Annotated in this window: 15 protein-coding genes and 1 tRNA gene; 7 read left to right on the top strand and 9 right to left on the bottom strand. The window is 67.4% G+C overall.

Features of this window, described 5'->3' with window-relative positions; genetic code table 11:
* Positions 1-2,286, bottom strand: coding sequence for a GumC family protein (locus tag DB30_RS06925; protein WP_052547188.1), 2,286 nt, complete (start codon positions 2,284-2,286; stop codon positions 1-3).
* A gap of 517 nt (positions 2,287-2,803) precedes the next feature.
* Between DB30_RS06925 and DB30_RS06920 the strand changes: the two genes are divergently transcribed.
* The 5 genes from DB30_RS06920 (at position 2,804) to DB30_RS06900 (ending at position 8,365) form a co-directional block, all read left to right on the top strand.
* Positions 2,804-3,247, top strand: a complete 444-nt coding sequence (locus DB30_RS06920) for a hypothetical protein (protein ID WP_052547187.1) — start codon at positions 2,804-2,806, stop codon at positions 3,245-3,247.
* Positions 3,248-3,571: 324 nt separating this feature from the next.
* Positions 3,572-4,924 (top strand): DUF4215 domain-containing protein, encoded by a 1,353-nt coding sequence (locus tag DB30_RS41265; protein WP_052547186.1) that lies wholly within the window; start codon positions 3,572-3,574, stop codon positions 4,922-4,924.
* Between the two features lie 380 nt (positions 4,925-5,304).
* Complete coding sequence (locus DB30_RS41260; RefSeq protein ID WP_146658193.1) at positions 5,305-6,648, top strand: hypothetical protein; 1,344 nt, start codon at positions 5,305-5,307, stop codon at positions 6,646-6,648.
* Positions 6,649-6,729: 81 nt separating this feature from the next.
* A complete protein-coding gene (locus DB30_RS06905) occupies positions 6,730-7,080 on the top strand; it encodes a YciI family protein (RefSeq protein WP_052547184.1) in 351 nt (116 codons plus the stop codon).
* A gap of 13 nt (positions 7,081-7,093) precedes the next feature.
* Positions 7,094-8,365 carry an RNA polymerase sigma factor gene (locus tag DB30_RS06900; protein ID WP_052547183.1) on the top strand — a complete coding sequence of 424 codons (1,272 nt, stop codon included), beginning with the start codon at positions 7,094-7,096 and terminating at the stop codon, positions 8,363-8,365.
* On the opposite strand, the gene DB30_RS06895 is transcribed toward DB30_RS06900, so the two are convergent.
* Both DB30_RS06895 and DB30_RS06890 read right to left on the bottom strand, forming a co-directional pair.
* Positions 8,290-8,781, bottom strand: a complete 492-nt coding sequence (locus DB30_RS06895; protein WP_052547182.1) for a MauE/DoxX family redox-associated membrane protein — start codon at positions 8,779-8,781, stop codon at positions 8,290-8,292. The genes DB30_RS06900 and DB30_RS06895 overlap by 76 nt on opposite strands.
* Positions 8,778-9,380, bottom strand: coding sequence for a rhodanese-like domain-containing protein (locus DB30_RS06890; RefSeq protein WP_052547181.1), 603 nt, complete (start codon positions 9,378-9,380; stop codon positions 8,778-8,780). Before DB30_RS06890 ends, DB30_RS06895 begins: the two co-directional genes overlap by 4 nt.
* A gap of 436 nt (positions 9,381-9,816) precedes the next feature.
* Between DB30_RS06890 and DB30_RS06885 the strand changes: the two genes are divergently transcribed.
* On the top strand, positions 9,817-10,569 hold the full coding sequence (locus tag DB30_RS06885; RefSeq protein WP_146658192.1) for a hypothetical protein: 753 nt from the start codon (positions 9,817-9,819) through the stop codon (positions 10,567-10,569).
* A gap of 7 nt (positions 10,570-10,576) precedes the next feature.
* Positions 10,577-11,065, top strand: a complete 489-nt coding sequence (locus tag DB30_RS06880) for a DUF2062 domain-containing protein (RefSeq protein WP_052547179.1) — start codon at positions 10,577-10,579, stop codon at positions 11,063-11,065.
* 50 nt (positions 11,066-11,115) lie between these two features.
* Here DB30_RS06880 and rodA read toward each other — a convergent pair whose 3' ends face one another.
* The 6 genes from rodA to DB30_RS06850 all read right to left on the bottom strand — a co-directional run bounded on the left by rodA (position 11,116) and on the right by DB30_RS06850 (position 17,312).
* Positions 11,116-12,243 carry a rod shape-determining protein RodA gene (gene rodA / locus DB30_RS06875; RefSeq protein WP_052547178.1) on the bottom strand — a complete coding sequence of 376 codons (1,128 nt, stop codon included), beginning with the start codon at positions 12,241-12,243 and terminating at the stop codon, positions 11,116-11,118.
* Positions 12,240-14,498: a penicillin-binding protein 2 gene (gene mrdA / locus DB30_RS06870; RefSeq protein ID WP_052547177.1), complete on the bottom strand. Its 2,259-nt coding sequence runs from the start codon at positions 14,496-14,498 to the stop codon at positions 12,240-12,242. Before mrdA ends, rodA begins: the two co-directional genes overlap by 4 nt.
* Positions 14,495-15,043 (bottom strand): hypothetical protein, encoded by a 549-nt coding sequence (locus DB30_RS06865; protein ID WP_052547176.1) that lies wholly within the window; start codon positions 15,041-15,043, stop codon positions 14,495-14,497. The genes mrdA and DB30_RS06865 overlap by 4 nt, the downstream gene beginning before the upstream one ends.
* Positions 15,044-15,190: 147 nt before the next feature.
* Complete coding sequence (locus DB30_RS06860) at positions 15,191-16,288, bottom strand: DNA adenine methylase (protein WP_146658191.1); 1,098 nt, start codon at positions 16,286-16,288, stop codon at positions 15,191-15,193.
* A 233-nt stretch (positions 16,289-16,521) separates the two neighbouring features.
* A tRNA-Lys gene (locus tag DB30_RS06855) sits at positions 16,522-16,594 on the bottom strand.
* A gap of 61 nt (positions 16,595-16,655) precedes the next feature.
* Complete coding sequence (locus DB30_RS06850; protein ID WP_052547175.1) at positions 16,656-17,312, bottom strand: 3-oxoacid CoA-transferase subunit B; 657 nt, start codon at positions 17,310-17,312, stop codon at positions 16,656-16,658.
* Between the last annotated feature and the right edge of the window lie 8 nt (positions 17,313-17,320).

The following is a 17,320-nucleotide window of genomic DNA, read 5'->3' as shown; positions in this document are numbered from 1 at the left end:
TCAGGCGCCTTCGGTAGCTTCTTCGTGGGGACGGTAGGTGTAGTACTCGGAGCTGTAGCGGCGGCCTTCATCGCGCGCGTCGAGCTCGTTGAGGATCACGCCGAGCAGGTTGTTGTCGCCCTGGCGCAGCTGGGTCAGCGCCCGTTGGATGTCTGTCCACGTGGTTGAGCGGCAGCGCGCGACCACGATCACGCCGTCGACCTGTGGCGCCAAGATCAACGGATCCGTGACCGGCAGCGCGGGCGGCGAGTCGATGATCACCACGTCAAACAGCTCGCGCAGCTCGGCCATGGTCTTGCGGCACGAGGGCGACTCGAGCAGCTCGGCGGGGTTGTCGGGCACCCGGCCGCAGGTCAAGACTTGCAGGGTCTCGGGCGCGCCCTCGAGCTGGCCCTGCAGCGCGTCGACCAGCTGATGCTCGCCCTGCAGCACGGTGGCCAGGCCATAGTCTTCTTTGCCAACCACCGGAGGAAACACCTGGTGCAGCCGTGGCCGGCGCATGTCGGCGTCGACCAGGCAGACTTTTTTCTTGGCTTGGCAGTAGCTCACGGCCAAGTTCATCGCGGTCGAGCTCTTGCCCTCGGCCGAGGCTGGCGAGGTCACGAGCAGCACCAGCGAGTCCGTCGTCGAGGTCATGAACGCCAGCGAGGTTCGGATCCCGCGGCAGCGCTCGGCCATCAGCGACTGAGGAAACAGGTGTGAGTAAAGATCGCGGCGGCGACGCTGGGCGCGGACGTTGCCAACCCCCAGGGCGGGGTCGGCGGGCAGCAAGGGCAGCTGACCCAAGGTGGGCAGGCCGAACGCCGACAGCGCCCGCTCGAGGTCGGCGACCGAGCGGATCCGGTGGTCGCGCAGATCGATGACGACCGCGAACACGCCCCCAAGGCACAGCCCGGCGATCGCGGCGATCGCCAGCAGCAGGGGCTTGCGCGGGCGAACCGGGCGCTCCGGCATCGTCGCGAAGTCGAGGACCTCGACCGGCGGGATCTCCACCCGGTTGCTGACGCCGATCTCGTCGGTGCGGCTGCGAAGCTTGGCGTAGGCGTCGGCGGCGTTTTGGGTCTCGCGCTCGAGCTGGCGATAGGCTGGCTCGAGCCGGCCGAGCTCGATCGCGTCGTCGCGCTCGGCCGTGAGCGCGGCCTCGAGCTTCTGCTCGGTCTCGGCCGCGGCCTTGTAGCGGGCCTCGAGCGTGCGGATCATGCCCTTGCTCTCTGCATCGATCCGCTCTTCGATCAGCTCCACGCGGCGCTGGGACTTGCGCCACTGCGGGTGCTTTTGGCCGTAGCGAAGATCGATGTCGTTGAACTCGCGCTCGGCCTCGAGCCGCTCGGCCAACATCCGATCAAAGATGATCCGCTCGCCGCTGCTGAGCAGGGACGCGCCAGCCAGGCTGCCCTGCTCGCGCAGCTTCTTGGCTTGGCGATACACGGCCTCGATCGCGATGCGATCGGCCTGCGCGGCCTTGGCCGAGGCTGTGAGCGTGGAGATGCCCTGGGCGATCAGGTTCTGGCGATCTTCTAGGGAGATCGAGGTGATCCGGTGTTCGCGCTTGAACTGCTCGAGCGCGTTCTCGGCCGCTTGGAGGTCGGCGTTGGCGGTGACGAGCTCGGCCTGAAGATCGGTCTGGGCCTTGTCTCCGGTGTCCGAGCGGCGCCGGTTGATATGGGCGAGGTAGGCCTTGGCGACCTCGTTGGCGATGTCGCGGGCGATCGTGGGGTCGGGGTACTCGGCCGAGATCGCCATGACCCGCGATCCGCGGACCTCCTCGATCGTGATCATCGACTGCAGGCGGGTGACCGGATCGACGGCGGCCTCGGCCTCCTCGCGCAGCTCGGCGTCGCGGATCCCCGTCGTGCCCAAGAAGGTTGGGTCGTCGGCGAGCCCGAGTCGGGCGAGCGCGGCCTCCTGGACCTTGCGGCTCGAGATGATCTCGCGCTGGGTCTCGAAGTACTGCTTGAACGCGAAGCGATCCGTACCCTGCTCTTCGTTGACGCCCCGCACGTCGTCGAGCACCTGCGGCCCGCTGGGGTTGATGACCATGGTCGCGGTCGCGCGCCACTGCGGATGCAGCAGCGAGATCGCCAGCACACCAGTAGCGAGGGCCAGCACCGTGGTGACCGCGACGACCAGCCAGCGACGCCCGAGGATCGACAGCAGCTCGAGGAGCGCGTCCAGAGCGTCCTTCGAGCTCTCGTCGTCGTCGCTTCCGCCGCGCGGCGTGATCGCCCGGCCCGCGCCTGCTCGAGGCGCAGCGTACGGCCGTGGGCTGCCGGGCGGCTGCGTCATGTCTTCGCGCAGCTTAGGAGCCACGCCTGGGGAAGTCCAAAGACTGATGATCTGCGCTCAGCTTGGGCGCGGGTAATTTTCGGCGCGGCGAGGCTTCTGGCCCGCTCGTGGACGGTGTTGGCGGTTTGGGTTGGCGCCTGGGGGGACATGCGCACCCTGACCGCCCAGTCTCGTCGCGGCAGGCCCAGGCCCCCAGGAGGTCTTGCTTGGGCTGGCAACGGTGACGTGGGGCGCGAATTTTTGGGTCACCAAAGGCGGTTCAGCTGAGCAGTGACCATTTTGAGTCACCGGGCTGTGACCCCCACGCGCTGGAGCTAACCGGGTTTGCAGATTTGGAGGTACCATGCGAGAGCCCTGGCGACGAAAACTGGCTCGGGGACACGCTGGCATGGGAGCGTGAGGGGCTTTGTCTGCTCCCAGCATTGGGCGAATCCGCGCACTCAGACCTTCGCACTTTCAACGGTCTTAGGTACACTCTCGAACTGTCAGCTTTTGGTGCTGCCCCCTCTGCCCGCACATGGACGTCCGCGAACTCGACGACGACCGCTTGCTCATCGAGCATGAACACGGGCACGTGGAGGTCCGTGAGCTCGCGCCAGCGGTGTTCATCACCCGGTACTACGGGACCGCGCCCGTGATCGTCGTCGATCCGGTCATCTCGCGCTTCAACGATCGCATCGCCGCTGGCCATCGGATCAGCCTGTCGATCGACGCCACGGATCTGGCCTTCTTCGAGGCGGAGTTTCGTCGGCGGCTCACCGACTGGATGCGCGAGAACAAGGCCCACCTCGACGACGTGCATTTGTTGTTCAGCTCGCGCCTCGTGATGATGGGGGCGGCGCTGGTCAACGCAACGATCGGGCCAAAGATCAAGAGCTTCGCCGAGCGCGAGGAGTTTGACGCCGCGATCCAAGCTGCGATCGCGGCACGTCAAGCCGTGAACAGCACCGCTACGGTGTAGCGCGGCGGCGGACATCGCCGAGCTGGGTGACCGTCGTGGGTCGAGGACCGCGACGCGAGCAATCGGCGACAGCAATGTGGAGCGAGCAATGTGCCGCGAGCAAGGCAACGCGGATGCTGCATGCGTGACAGCGACGATCGATGGCGTGACATGAAAGTCCGGTACCCATGTCTCGCCAATTGCTGCATTCGGGTCTGTTTATTGCGGCCGGGTTTGGTTGACACGTCCGCCGTGTTGATGTCCGCTTGGCTCATGAGGACTGCCGGAATTTCATGGATCGCCTTGACCCTCGGTCTCACCCTTGGCGCTTGTGCGGACCAGCCCATGGAAGCGGGGACAGAGACGGGGACGGGAACCGAGACCGGGGATGGCGACGGTGACGGTGACGGTGACCCGGGTGACGGTGACGGTGACGGTGACGGGGACGGGGATGGCGACGGGGATGGCGACGGCGACGGCGATGGCGACGGCGACGGCGACCCGCAAGCCGAGTGTGGCAACGGTGAGGTTGAAGCGGGCGAGGCGTGTGACGACGGCAACGAGGTCGACGAGGACGACTGCACCAGCGCGTGTGAGCTCCCGGCGTGCGGCGACGGCTTCGTTCAGCCCAGCAACAACGAGGTGTGTGACGACGGCAACACCGACGCAGGCGACGGTTGCACGGCCGCCTGCGTGCTCCCTGGCGCGCTGCTGTGGGAGTCGATCATCGACTTCAACGACGCCGGCGATGATGACATCGGCGTCGAGGTCGTGCTCGACAGCGGTGACAACATCGACATCTTGATCGAGACCAACGGCAGCTATCGCCTGGCAGAATACGCCAGCGATGGCTCGGCGCTGTGGAACTATGCGTCGCTGACGACTCCGTTTCCCAGCCTCGCGATTGGCCCCGATGACGCGCTCGTGGTCGGCGGCAGCAACGGCAACCAGGGCGCGACGCGGCTGTACGACACCGACGGCAATTCGCAGTGGACCGAGAACGTCCCGGTCAACAACTCGCGGGTGCTTGGCGTCGCGGTTGACGAGCTTGGCTTCATCGTCTCGGCCGGCTACCACGCCAACAACAAGGCGCTGCTGTCTCGCTATGACAACACGGGCAGCGAAGACTGGAGTCACCTCGATCCCGACGGGGTCGCGCTGCGCTTGGTCACCGTGGGCGGCGATGGACAGATCTGGGCGCTGCGCAGCAACCCGCGCCAGCTCGAGACCTACACCGCCGAGGGCGTGCCTGGCTGGGTCTCGGCTCCGGTCGAGGACGCTGTCTATGCAGACCTGGTCGCCGACGCCGACGGCAACACCTACTTGCTCTCGGCCGCGCTCGATGACTCGCTGCTGACGATCAGCAAGTATGACAACGCTGGCGAGCTGATCTGGGCGATCGATCATGACGATCCAGACCAGCTCGAGGTCGCTGGCGGCCTCGCGGTGCTGCCCGGTGGCGGCGTGCTCGTCTGCGGCGGCACCAACGGGGGCGCCGAGGGCGGGGATGCTCTGCTCGCCTGGTACGACGCCGACGGCGGCACGATCATCCCGGACATCGTCGTGGACGGCGGCGCCGAGATGGATGTCGACGTGTTCTTCGACGTGGTCATGGGTGATGGCTACGCGGTCGCGGTTGGGGGTCGCGAGGAAGCGGGCCAAGACGGGGATCTGTGGATCCGCAAATTCGAGATTTAGTTATTACCCCCACAGGCGGCTTCGCACTACGCGGTCACTCGCTGCGCTCGCTCCCAACGGGCAGGCTGTTTGCGGGCGTATGTGTGGCCCCCTGGAAGGGGGCTTTTGTTACCCCCACAGGCGGCTTCGCACCTCGCGGTCACTTGATGCGCTCGCTGGAAGGGGGCTTTTGTTACCCCCACAGGCGGCTTCGCACCTCGCGGTCACTCGCTGCGCTCGCTCCCAACGGGCTGGTGTATGTGTGGCCCCCTGGAAAGGGGGCTCCAAGTACGTGAACATTTCCGGGTTGGGCTTGCTCGTGGTGTTCGCGGCGACGGGGAGAAGGGAGCGTGGTCTGGTAGTGCTTGCATGCTGACGCGCGGATCGTCAGGATCGGGGGGATGGCGCGCTCAATCAAAGGTCCGTTGTTGTTGGCGCTCGTCGGCGGCGCGTTGATCTGCTCCGCTTGCGGTGACAGCTCGGCTGGCGATGGTGATGGCGAGGTCAACGGTACGAGCGGGCCAGGGGACGGAGATGGGGACGCGGAGGGCAATGAGGCGGTGGGGGATGGGGACGGGGATCCTGCGGCGGGTGACTTTGGTGAGGCCGAGGGGGACGGGGACGCTGGGGACGGGGATGGGGATCCGCCGCTTGGTTGTGGCGACGGGCAGCTCGATCCGGGCGAGGCGTGCGACGACGGCAACAATGATCCCGGGGATGGTTGCTCGGCCTCTTGTCAGCTCCCGGGCGAGCTGATCTGGGAGCGGTTCGTCGACATCGATGACCAACAGGGGGACGACGTGGGGCTCGAGGTCGTCGTCGACGCGCAGAGCAACATCGACGTGTTGATCTCGCTCGATGCCAGCAGCTACCTGCTCGCGGAGTTCGACCTCGACGGGAACCCGCTGTGGAGCGTGAGCTCGCTGCAGACCGACAAGCCTAGCCTCGCGCTCACGCCCTTCGACGAGCCGGTGGTCGGTGGGTTGCTGGGGGGCCAAGGCGTGACGCGGGTCTGGGACACCAAGGGCAACTCTGGGTTCACGACCCTGGTCCCCGTTGGGAGCTCGGGGATCCTGGGTGTCGGCGCTGACGCCGACGGCTTCGTGACCTCGGTTGGCTACCACGAGCAGAGCGGCTTCTTGGGTCGCTACGATCCCCTCGACTTGGACACCTGGACGCAGCTGCAGGCCACGGCCGGCGCGCTCGGCCCAGTTGGCGTGTCACCCAGCGGCGAGATCTGGGCGGTGCGGGGCGACGCGCAGCTGCTCGAGCGCTACAGCGCGGCGGGGACCCCAGGCTGGACCGCGCCGATCGTCGACCAAGCGGGCCACACCTTCGAGGAGCTCGTCGTTGGCACCGGGGGCGAGGTCTACCTGCTCGCCCAGGCCGGCGATCAGCGCTCGTTCACGGTCAGCAAGTACGACGCGGCTGGCGGCCTCGCGTGGTCGCAAACCAGCGACGGCGGCGGCCTCGAGCACGGCGCGAGCGGGCTCGCGCTGCTGCCTGGTGGCCAGGGGCTGGTGGTCGCCGGCTTTACCAACGGCGCCGGGGGTGGCTCGGATGGCCTGCTGAGCTGGTACGACGCCGCGGGGGGCGAGCTCGCGGCCGACGTGGTACTCGACAACGTCGATGTCGACATCCTGTACGATGTCTTCGTCACGACCCACAACTACGCGATCGCGGTCGGCGCTCATGGGGTCGTGGGCGCCGACACGGATCTGTGGATCCGAAAATTCGAGATCTGAAAAAAAATTCGCGGACGTTGTCGATCGGGCGCGAGCTCGTGCGTCGAGGGGATGAACCCTCACCACCCAAGGAACCCGACGATGCAATACCTACTGCTGATCTACGCCAACGAGTCCGCCGAAGCCCAAGTCCCGCAAGAGCAACGCCAAGCGATGTTTGGCGAGTGGATGTCCTACACCAACGACATGAAGGCCGCTGGCGCGTACGTCGCTGGTGACGCGCTGCAGCCAGTCTCGACCGCGACCTCGGTCAGGCTCCGCGACGGCGAGCGGATGATCACCGACGGCCCCTTCGCCGAGACCAAAGAGCAGCTCGGCGGCTACTACTTGGTCGAAGCCGCGGATCTCGACGGCGCGCTCGAGTGGGCGGCCAAGTGCCCTGGCGCGCGCACGGGCACGGTCGAGGTCCGCCCGGTCATGGTCTTCGGCTAACGGTCGAGCGCCCATGATTCCAGTTGGCGTCGCGGTCGAGCGGGTGTTCCGGCGCGAGTCGGGCGCGGTGCTAGCTGGGTTGATCCGCATCCTTGGCGAGTTTGATCTCGCCGAGGACGTGCTGCACGACGCGCTGGCCAGCGCGCTCGAGCGGTGGCCAAGCGATGGCATCCCCGACAACCCGGGCGCGTGGATCACCACGACCGCGCGCCGCAAGGCGATCGATCGCCTGCGCCGGGCGGCGACCCGTGGGGCCAAGCAAGCCAGCGTCGCGGCGCTGATCGAGCTCGAGGCCGACGAGCGGCGCGACGCCATGTCGCGGGATCAGCCAGACATCGCCGATGACCGCCTGCGCTTGATCTTCACCTGTTGCCACCCGGCCCTGAACCGCGAGGCCCAGGTCGCGCTGACCCTGCACACGCTCGGGGGCCTGAGCACGGGTGAGATCGCGGCGGCGTTCTTCGTCCCGGTGCCAACCATGGCGCAGCGTCTGGTCCGGGCCAAAGCGAAGATCCGCGCGGCCGGGATCCCCTACGTCGTCCCGAGCGCGAGCGCCCTGCCCGAGCGCGTCGACTCGGTGTTGGCGGTGGTCTACTTGGTGTTCAACGAGGGCTACTACTGCGCGACCGGGCCCGACGGTGTGCGCCGGGATCTGTGCGACGAGGCCCTGCGACTCGCCCGGCTGCTCGCCCAGCTGCTCCCAGAACGCGCCGAAGTGTTGGGCTTGCTGGCTCTGCTGACGCTCCACCACTCGCGCCGAGCCGCGCGCGACCACGTGCTCGATGAGCAAGATCGATCGCTCTGGAACCACGCCGAGATCACCGAGGGCATCGAGCTGACCAAGCGCGCGCTGAGCATCGGTCCCGCCGGTTCGTATCAGCTGCAAGCCGCGATCGCGGCCTTGCACGCCGAGGCGCCGAGCTTCGAGGGGACCGACTGGCGGCAGATCGTCGCGCTGTACACGGAGCTGGCGCGCCGCTATCCGTCGCCGATCATCGAGCTCAACCGCGCGGTCGCGGTGTCCCGGACCCACGGCCCCGAGGCTGGGCTCGCGCTGCTCGATCAGCTTGGCGGGTCTGGTTCGCTCGACGACTACCAGCCCTTCCACGCCGCACGGGCCGACCTGCTGCGTCGCGCTGGCCAGGTCGAGGCCGCGATCGCAGCCTACGAGCGGGCGATCGCGGGGGCGCCCAACCAGGTCGCGCGGGACTACTTGAGCAAGCGCTTGGGCGAGCTGTCGGAGGGGTTGGGCGGGCCCTTGGGCGGCCCCTCGGGAGGCAGGTAAGCGGCGACGATCGCTACCAAGAGCGCCACGTCCCGCAGCAGCATCGGCCAGCCGACCGCGCTCGATTGGGTGGCCTCGCCAAAGCAGCCGCAGCTGAGATCGATGCCGCGCACGATCACCGAGAGGATCAGACCGATGAACGCGAGCGTCAGCGCGCCCAGCACCACAGACCCGGCCCGCCGCTTGAAACCGATGATCAGCGCGAGGCCGCCAAGCAGCTCGACGACCGGGACGACGGCGGCCGCCAGGTTCCAGGTCCAGTACGGAAACGCCTGATAGTTGGCGATGTCTTGGGCGAACGCGACCGGGTCGACCAGCTTGAGCGCGGCGGCATAGATGAACACCCCGCCCGCGATCAGCCGACCGGCCCAGCTCGCCGCGAGCATCCACTTTGGGGTGGGCGTGGACGCGCTCATCCGGCCGCCTCCGGCGCGACGCTGGAGCTTGGCGCGTCGCCAAAGCGCGTGTCACCGCTGACGGTCGACCCGCCCGCGCCGACCCACGCCTGCCAGCCGCCTTCGAGGACGCGAACTTTTTGGCAGACGCCGCGCTCGCGCAGCAACAAGCCCAAGTACTCCGACTGCTCGCAGCTGCCTCCGTCGCAGTAGGTGATCACGGCGCCGTCGGGTGGGAGCGACAGCGACTGCATGTCGAGCAGACCTTCGGCGTCTTCGGCGGGGAGGTTCATCGCGCCAGGGATGTGGGCGGCGGCGTAGTGGTAGGCCGGACGGGCGTCGACGAAGGTCACTTGCGATCGCTCGAGCAACTCTTGGGCCTCCTCGACCGAGACGCGGTCGACGACGGGCGCGACGCTTGGCAGCTCGTCGACGGTGCAGCTGCCGTCGTCTGCCGGCGGGGACGCGATCCACTCGAGCTTGGGGTGGACAGCCAAGAACACCAAACCGACAAGCATGGAAGCCCCGCCGAGCTGCAGCAGATCCGCGAGCAAGTCGAGCTGCCGCGCGAGCGCGACGGTTGCCACGACGAGCGCGGCGATCAGGAGCAACCCGAGCACTGACCTAACCTTAGACCCGCGGCGTTCGGACGCCCAACTGGCATCGAGTAATTTACCGCATGCCGGGCTCGTCGCCGGCACGAAGCTCGCGTCGAGCGCGGCGGTCTTGGCCCGTGCTTCGCGTCCAGCTGCCGATACCGACACCCCCGGGCCTTGCAGCCCAACAAGTCCAACGCAGGGCTGCGCGAACCGCGGATGCTGGCCGGCACTCCATGGGTCGCCCACATCACCGCGCACAAATCACCGATCGGATCCAAGCAACGAAGCTAGCGACAGGTTTTGGGCCAGGTTGCGGGTGAGTCAGCGTGCTGGACCACTGGTGGGCCACGAAGACGCGCTGGCATCGAGGCCGCGGCAGTGTTTCACTGACGCCGCGTTCGCCATGCTTCGACCCATGCTTCCCCGCCGACCCCTTCTACGACGCTTACTGCTGGCCTTGGTGCTGCTCGCGGCCAGCCTTCCGCTCGCAGGCTCTGCACTCGCAACGCCGCCCACGTCGGGCTCGGGGTCCGGCTCTGCATCGGGCTCGGCGTCTCCGGCTGTGCGCGGGAGCGGCGGACCGGGCGGCACCTACAAGACCAGCCCGTCTGGTTTCCAGCTGCCCGACTTCGTCTACGGCGGCAACGCGGTGTCCCTGCTCGCTCCGGTCCAGGTTGGCCTGACCCCCAACGGGTTCATCCCCCGCGGCCGCATCGGGTTTCAGTACGATCGCCAGCTGCACCGCGCGCACTGGCTGCACATCGGCGCCGCGGCGCTGTTCGATCGTGGCGACTGGCAGACCTTCCGCATGGACAGCTGCGGCCTCGAGAGTCAGGTTGGCACCTGCCAGGCGGGGACCACTGCCGGCATGGATCTGTGGGTTGGCTACACCCACAAGCTGTTCATCGAGAAGCACCCGTGGATCGTGCCAACCTTCCGCGCTGGGGTCGCCGGCGGGTTTTGGTCCTACCCGCGCCTCAACGGCACCCGGGAGCAGACTCGCGAGCTCAGCTGGATGCTGGGTCTGCAGGCGGCGGCTGGTGTCCGCTTCTTCTTGCTGCGCGAGCTGGCGCTCGGGATCGACGTCGAGCTGCGCCCGGGGTTTGTGATCCACCGCGAGCGCCTGCCCGCGGCCGCAGAGTCCAGCAACGATCCGGCGTTCATTCTGCCCTTGCAGATCCTGCCCTTGGTGCTGGAGTACCGATTCTAGCCCTCACATGCTCGTTCGGCTTCGGCAGGGCATTGGCAGGCTGTTGCGGCTCCACGCGTCGCCGCATGGGATCGCGCTGGGGTTCACGCTGGGCTTGGGGCTGTCGCTGATCCCGATCCCCTTCGCCGGGATGCTCGTCGCGCTGGCGCTGGCGCCGATGCTGGGGGCGAGCTTGCCAGCGGTCTACGCTGGCACCGCGATCGTCAACCCGCTCACCGGCGCCGCGATCTACTTCGCGGAGCTGTGGGTCGGCAGCGTCGCCCTGGGGGATCCGCTGCCGGGTTGGGCGGTCGTGCGCGCGTACGACTGGCGTGGCTGGTGGGAGTTGTTCGTCTCGAAGATCCCGGCGTTCTTGCTGGGCGCGACGATCCTGATGGCTTGGGTGACAGTGCTCTGCTACCCAACCCTGCGCGGGATCGTGACCTGGTTTCAGCGCCGCCACCCGCCCGGTGTGGTCACGGAGCCGGAGCCAGCTGATCCGCCGGCGAGCCAGTGACGAGATCCGTCGCGGCGCCGATCTTGTTGGCGTGCCCGGTGATGATCGGCTCACCGCCACTCGCGCGAGCGGCTGATCGACATCAACATGCCCAGCGAGATCATTAGCGTGACCACGCTGGATCCGCCGTGCGAGAAGAACGGCAGCGGCAACCCCGTGTTGGGGAAGAACTCCAGCACGACCCCGACATTGAGGACCGCGTGCCACAAGAACATCGCGCCAATTCCCACGCACAGGCACGCCGCGAAGCGATCGCGCGCCTGCGAGGCCAGGTTGATCGACCACAGCACCAGGCTCATGTAGAGGGCGAGCAACATCGTTGAGCCAACGAAGCCCCACTCTTCGGCGAACACGGCGAACGAGAAGTCCGACTCTTTGTAGGGCACGAAGTCGAGCACGTTCTGGGTGCCCTGACCGATCCCCCGCCCGAAGAAACCGCCGTTGCCCACCGCCGTGCGCGCTTGCACGATCTGGTAGGCCTCGTCCGGGTGGGACTCGGGGTCCAGCCACACGTCGATGCGCTTGGTCTGATAGCCCTGCATGAAGAACGACCACGCGACCATGAAGCTGATGCCACCAGCGACCAGCAGGGTCAGCAAGGTCTTGAAGTCGAACTCCGTGACCGCGAGCATCGACAGCGCGATCAAGATCAAGATGATCCCCGTGCTCAGATCCGGCTGCTGAATGACCATCAACGCGGGGGTCAGCACCAACAAGCCCGGTAGCACCAAGGTCTGGACCATGGTTCGCCGCGCGTCCTTGCGCGTGAGCCTGTGCAGGTAGCGAGCCAGCCCGATCACCAACAACAGCTTCATCAGCTCCGACGGCTGGATCCGCACGAACGCGAGATCCAGCCAGCGGGTGGCGTTGTTGATCGTGGTCCCGACGATCGGCACCAACAGCACGAAGCCAACGCCGATCGCGTAGAGCGGGTAGGCCATGCGGTAGTAGACGCGGTAGTCCACGGCCGCCACGCCGATCATCAGGACCGTCCCGATCCCGACGAAGCGGAGCTGATCCCGAACCAGCTCGCCGCTCCAGTCGCCGCCCTCGGTGCTGTTGAGGTTGATCAGCGCCAGCGTGATGATGCCGAAGGTCAGCGTGATCACGACCCAGTCGATGCTGCGACGCAGCTCGGTCCACCATGTCTGCGGTCCCGTGATCAGCGGATTGCTCACAGGCCCTCCTCGATCTCGGCTTGGCGCTGGCGCTCGGCCTCGCCGGGCAGCGGCGGCGGGACCCCAGGCGCGCGCGGGTGGGCCGACAGATCGCCTTGCGCGCCCTTCGAGCCCAGGTAGTGATCGATCACGCGCATCACGATCGGGGCGGCGGCGTCGGCTCCGACGCCGCCGTGGGCGACCAGCGCGACCACGACGATCTCGGGGTTCTCGGCCGGGGCGTAGCTGGCGAACCACGCGTGGTCCTTGGTCACGTCCCAACCCTCGATCAATTCTTCGCCTTCTTTGGGATCGATGCCGACCTGCGCGGTGCCGGTCTTGCCGGCCACGGTCACGCTGGAGAGGCGCTCGCTGTAGGCGGTGCCGAGCTCGCTGTTGACCACGCCGATCAGGCCCTTGTGGATCCGCTGCCGATCAAAGGGCGCGATCACGGGCTCGGATTGCTTGAACTTGGGCTCGGTCTGCAGCACCAGCTTGTTGTCCGAGGTCTCGACCCGATCGACCAACGAGGGCGTGACGACGTACCCGCCGTTGGCGAGCGCCGCATACAGCACCGCGATCTGAAGCACCGTCGCCTTGACGTTGCCCTGCCCGATCGCCGAGTTCAGCCGGACGCCGCGCTGAAACGTGCCCTGGCGGGCCTCGGAGGCCTCGGTTGGGACCACCCCCGGCACCTCCGCGTTGATGCCCAAGCCGGTGCGCTCGCCCAGCCCGAGCCGCCGGGCGACCTCTTCCATCCGGGCGAGGGTGAGGTCCTTCTCGATCGCCAAGTGGTAGAAGTACACGTTGCAGCTCTGCACGATCGCCTGCTCGAGGTTGATGATCCCGTGCCTGTGCGTGTCGTTGAAGCGTCGGCCGCCGTACTCGACGTAGCCGTCGCACTCGATGGTCTCTTCGGGGTTGAAGTTTGGCTCCTCGAGCATCGCGAGGGCCGAGACCACCTTGTAGGTGCTGCCAGGGTAGAAGTTCTCTTGGACGGTCTTGTCGACGAAGGGCTTGAACGGCGAGTTGAGCCAGTCTTCGTATTGCTGCCGGGTGATCCGACCCTCCCACACGTTGGGGTCGATCGCGGGCGACGAGACCATCGCGATGATCCGGCCGGTCTGAACCTCCATGGCGATCGCTCCGCCCGCGCGCTTGACCGCCCCCATGCCGCCAAGGCTCCCGCCAAGCGAGAGCGCGTCGCCAGACGGCCCCTCCATGGACTCGCCCGCGAGGGCGGTGGCGGCGACGCGCTGCAGATCCAGATCCAAGCTGAGGTAGATGTCCTGGCCCGGGATCGGCTCGCGGTCGGGGGGCAGGGCCGCGACCGCGGCCGGCGGCGCCTCGGCGACCTCGCGGCCGAGCGCATCGACCACCCGCGATCGCTCGCCAAGTCGCCCGCGCAGGTAGTTTTCCCACTGTCGCTCGATCCCGGTCACCCCGATCCGATCACCCGGGCGGTAGTCGATGTAGCGGGTGTCCTCGAGCGCGTTGCGGCCGATCTCTCGCATGAAGCCGGTCACGAACGCGGCCAGCTCGTGCTCGGGGTAGTAGCGGCGCGCGGACTCGCGGATCTCGACCCAGGTGTCGAACCCACGGGTCTGGATGCGGGCGTTCTCGTCCCACGACAGGTTGTTGCGGACGGCCACGGCGTAGCGACCGTTGCGCTCGTCGGCGCGCAGGCGATCGAGCTTCTCCACGAAGCTGGCCCGGTCGTCCTCGTCAACGAAGTCAATCAGCGCGCCGAGGTCGATGATCTGCTGATCGTCGATCGGCATGCGCACGATCTTGGGCTCTTCGCCGGGCTCGTCGGACTCCACCTGGACCCGGGGGATCGCCGTCACATACAGGGCATAGGTCGCGTGGTTGGTCGCCAGCGGGCGACCCTTGGTGTCGAAGATCCGACCGCGGGGAGCCTCGACGTCGATCGTGTCGACGAAGTTCTGCTCGGCCCGGCGGGCGAAGTGCACGCCCTCTAGAATTTGCAGCTGGAACAGGCGGACGATCAGGCTGAGAAAGATCAGGCCGCCGATGATCACGAACGCCTGCAGTCGCGGCTTGAGCACGCGGACGTCGTCGGAGGGGCTGCGGCGCGAGAGCTGCTTGCGGTCGCCGCTCGAGCCGGAACCCGAGCCCGCGCCGGAGTCGGAGTTGGGGCCCGAGCCCGAGCCCGATCCCGATCCGCCGCTCGAGCGCTTGGCCCGACGGGCGATCGCAGCCCGAAACCCCTCGCTCGAGAAGCCCGCGCGCGGCTTGGACTTCTCGCGGCTCACGGGGCGGCCTCCGTTGGTTCCGGCGTGGGGGCTTGCTCGAGCCGCAGCCGACGGAGCAGCCACGTCGTCAGCAGCCAGACCGGGTGGGCGACCAAGAACGTGGCGATCACGTGCCAGCGCGCCTGCCACAGCGACACCATCAGCGCATCACGAGGGATCCGCATGGGATCCGCGAGCACCATCAACGTGCCCCAGGTGGCGAGATCGATGACCGCCACGGCGAGCATCGACGCGGCGGCCCGAGACAGCCAGCCGTGCAGCGCGAGCCGGCCGGAAGCCCAGTACAGCGCCAAGAACGAGACCTGATGGGCCAGGATCAGCGTGCCGAGCGGACCGCCTTGGTGAAGATCCTCGAGGTAGCCAAGCACCGTCGCGATCGCGAGCTTGGCCGGCAGCTCGCCCTCGCGCGAGAACGCGAGGTGGACCAGCAGCACCGCTGTCGTCGACGGCAGCATGATGCTCAGCTCGAACACATGCCCAAGCCCGGCCACCGCTGCGAGCAGCAGCCAGCCGAGCACGATGTAGGCGAGGGCGCGAAAGAACATGTCGAGGTCCGGCGGGATCTTAGGCTGGGCCTGGCAGAAGTCGAAACTCGCGGCGTGTGGTGCGTGGTTTCGGCGCGAGGGGCCGGCGACGCCCGAACGGAGCTCGGCATTCCCGCCGCCGTTGGCGCGACCTCACGGGTGCCGCGACTACTCGAACAGCTCGGTCTGGGGCTCGTCCGCGGCCTCGGCGGATGGATCGATCGGCGCCGTCAGCTGCAGCGGCTGCTCGAGCGCGTCGGTCTCGACCACGTACAAGTACTCGAGATTGCGCAGGTGGCTGACCGCGCCGACCTTCTCACCGCTGGGGTTGTAGATGCCGATCTGCGCCCCGACGTAGCGCTTGTAGTCGTGGGTCAGCACGGTCACGCGCCCGCGGGTCGAGAGCATCGCCTCCATCTGCTCGCGCTCGATGTAGCCCTCGTTGTTGAACGAGACCAGCAGGACCTTGGCTTGGACGGCGGCGATCAGCTCGGCCAGCGCAGCGTGGAACTTGCGCTTGGAATTGTACGGGCTCTTGCGCGTGCGGCAGTCGACGCGCTTGCACGCGATGCCATAGACCTCGGGTTGATCCCACAGCACCAGCGACTCCCACACGTGGTAGTTCGACAGGTAGCTGTGCTGGTTGTAGGGCGGGTCGAGGTAGGCGACGTCGGCCGTGAGCTCGTGCGCGGCCGCGAGCGCGTCGAGCTGGTGCGCCTCGCTCTTGCCGGCAGGCGCGCGTGGGACCAGATCTGGCAGGCGCAGGCTCAGGTCGTTGTGCGAGCGCGCGGCCCACTGCTTGAGGTACGCCATCTGCAGGCCGCAGGTCGAGTCGACCCGGTCGGCGGCCTCCATCAGTGAGACCAGCAGCACCGCCTCGAGCTCGGGCTCGAGCTGCTTGGCCGCGATCGCGTCGCGGATCGCGTCGACCCGCGCGCCGTTCTTGGGCTGAAAAAAGCGCGACCGCTCACAGAAGGTGTGCGTGAACCACCCGGGCTCGCCCGGCAGCGCGTCGAGCTCGGCGAGCAGGCGGGTCGCGTCGCGCTGCATCTGCTCGAGATCTGCGGCCACGTAGCAGCGCGCCAGGGTCGCCGCGTAGGTGTTGTGATCGTTGGACAACACGCGGTAGCCCGCGCGCTTGAGCGCATGCCCAACCCGCGACGTCCCCGAGAACAGATCGATGATTGAAGCGGCGCCAGGGACCGCTGCGACGGCGTCGAGGACGACCGGCAGCAGCGTGCGCTTCGAGCCGATGTACTTGATCACGCGATCCGAGGCTACGGGGGATGATCGATCGCGTCTAGTAGGCTTCCAAACAGCCCCCGGGCCTGTCGACCGAGTCGCTATATTCGTCGCAATCATCGCAATGAGATGTCGTGTGAATGCGGGCGAGTCGATCAAAGTTCGACCACGCCGAAGTGGGTTGCGATCAGCTCGAGTGACTCACCGTGGCAGCGGGCAGAACCAATACAAAGGCCGCCAATTCGGCGGCCAGTGTATGAGCCCGGGAGGAATCGAACCTCCAACCCGCGGATTAAGAGTCCGCTGCTCTGCCAATTGAGCTACGAGCCCGGAAGGAGTCGCAACCTACACGAACCATTCGCCGATGAAACCCCCACGGCGTTGCGGTAGCTCACGCGCTCTTGGCCAGGCCCAGTCGGACGCTGGCCCCGGTCGCGCCCATGAACTCGTCTTCGCTGACCCCAGGCGCGAGCTCGACGAGCTCGAAGCCTGCGTTGCCAGTGCGGTCGACCCTCAGCACGCCGAGATCCGTGATCACCAGATCCACGCAGCGCATGGCGGTCAGCGGCAGGGTGCAGCTGTCCAGGAGCTTGCTGCGCCCCTTGCGGTCGCGCTGTTGCATCACGGCGATGACCTTGCGCGCGCCGGTAGCGAGGTCCATGGCGCCACCGATCCCCGCGACCTTTTTGCCGGGCACCATCCAGTTGGCGAGATCGCCGCGCTGGCTGACCTGCATGGCCCCGAGCACGGCGACGTCGACGTGGCGACCGCGGATCATCGCGAAGCTGAGCGCCGAGTCGAAGGTGCTGCCGCCGTCGACGATCGTGACCGTCTGCTTGCCAGCGTTGATGATCTGCGCGTCGACCTCGTCCTCACGCGGGAACGGCCCCATGCCGAGCAGGCCATTCTCCGAGTGCAAGCAGATGTTCTGCTCTGGGCGAAGGTGGTTGCTGATCAGGGTTGGGATCCCGATGCCAAGGTTGACGACGCTGCCGCTGGGCAGTTCTTGCGCAGCGCGAGTGGCGATCTGATCTCGGTCCCAGGGCATCGCGAGCT

Origin of the sequence: Enhygromyxa salina (genome assembly GCF_000737335.2) — a bacterium.
Classification (GTDB): domain Bacteria; phylum Myxococcota_A; class Polyangia; order Nannocystales; family Nannocystaceae; genus Plesiocystis; species Plesiocystis salina_C.
The sequence above is the reverse complement of the archived record's forward strand: the minus strand, read 5'-3'. Positions and strand labels throughout refer to the sequence as shown.

Excerpts from the sequence above, each read along its gene's own strand:
- DB30_RS06850 (WP_052547175.1), bottom strand. The coding sequence starts at position 17,312 with ATGCCCTGGGACCGAGATCAGATCGCCACTCGCGCTGCGCAAGAACTG.
- DB30_RS41260 (WP_146658193.1), top strand. The coding sequence starts at position 5,305 with ATGGCGCGCTCAATCAAAGGTCCGTTGTTGTTGGCGCTCGTCGGCGGC.
- DB30_RS06865 (WP_052547176.1), bottom strand. The coding sequence starts at position 15,043 with ATGTTCTTTCGCGCCCTCGCCTACATCGTGCTCGGCTGGCTGCTGCTC.
- DB30_RS06900 (WP_052547183.1), top strand. The coding sequence starts at position 7,094 with ATGATTCCAGTTGGCGTCGCGGTCGAGCGGGTGTTCCGGCGCGAGTCG.
- DB30_RS06880 (WP_052547179.1), top strand. The coding sequence starts at position 10,577 with ATGCTCGTTCGGCTTCGGCAGGGCATTGGCAGGCTGTTGCGGCTCCAC.
- DB30_RS06905 (WP_052547184.1), top strand. The coding sequence starts at position 6,730 with ATGCAATACCTACTGCTGATCTACGCCAACGAGTCCGCCGAAGCCCAA.
- DB30_RS06920 (WP_052547187.1), top strand. The coding sequence starts at position 2,804 with ATGGACGTCCGCGAACTCGACGACGACCGCTTGCTCATCGAGCATGAA.
- DB30_RS06895 (WP_052547182.1), bottom strand. The coding sequence starts at position 8,781 with ATGAGCGCGTCCACGCCCACCCCAAAGTGGATGCTCGCGGCGAGCTGG.
- DB30_RS41265 (WP_052547186.1), top strand. The coding sequence starts at position 3,572 with ATGGAAGCGGGGACAGAGACGGGGACGGGAACCGAGACCGGGGATGGC.
- DB30_RS06925 (WP_052547188.1), bottom strand. The coding sequence starts at position 2,286 with ATGACGCAGCCGCCCGGCAGCCCACGGCCGTACGCTGCGCCTCGAGCA.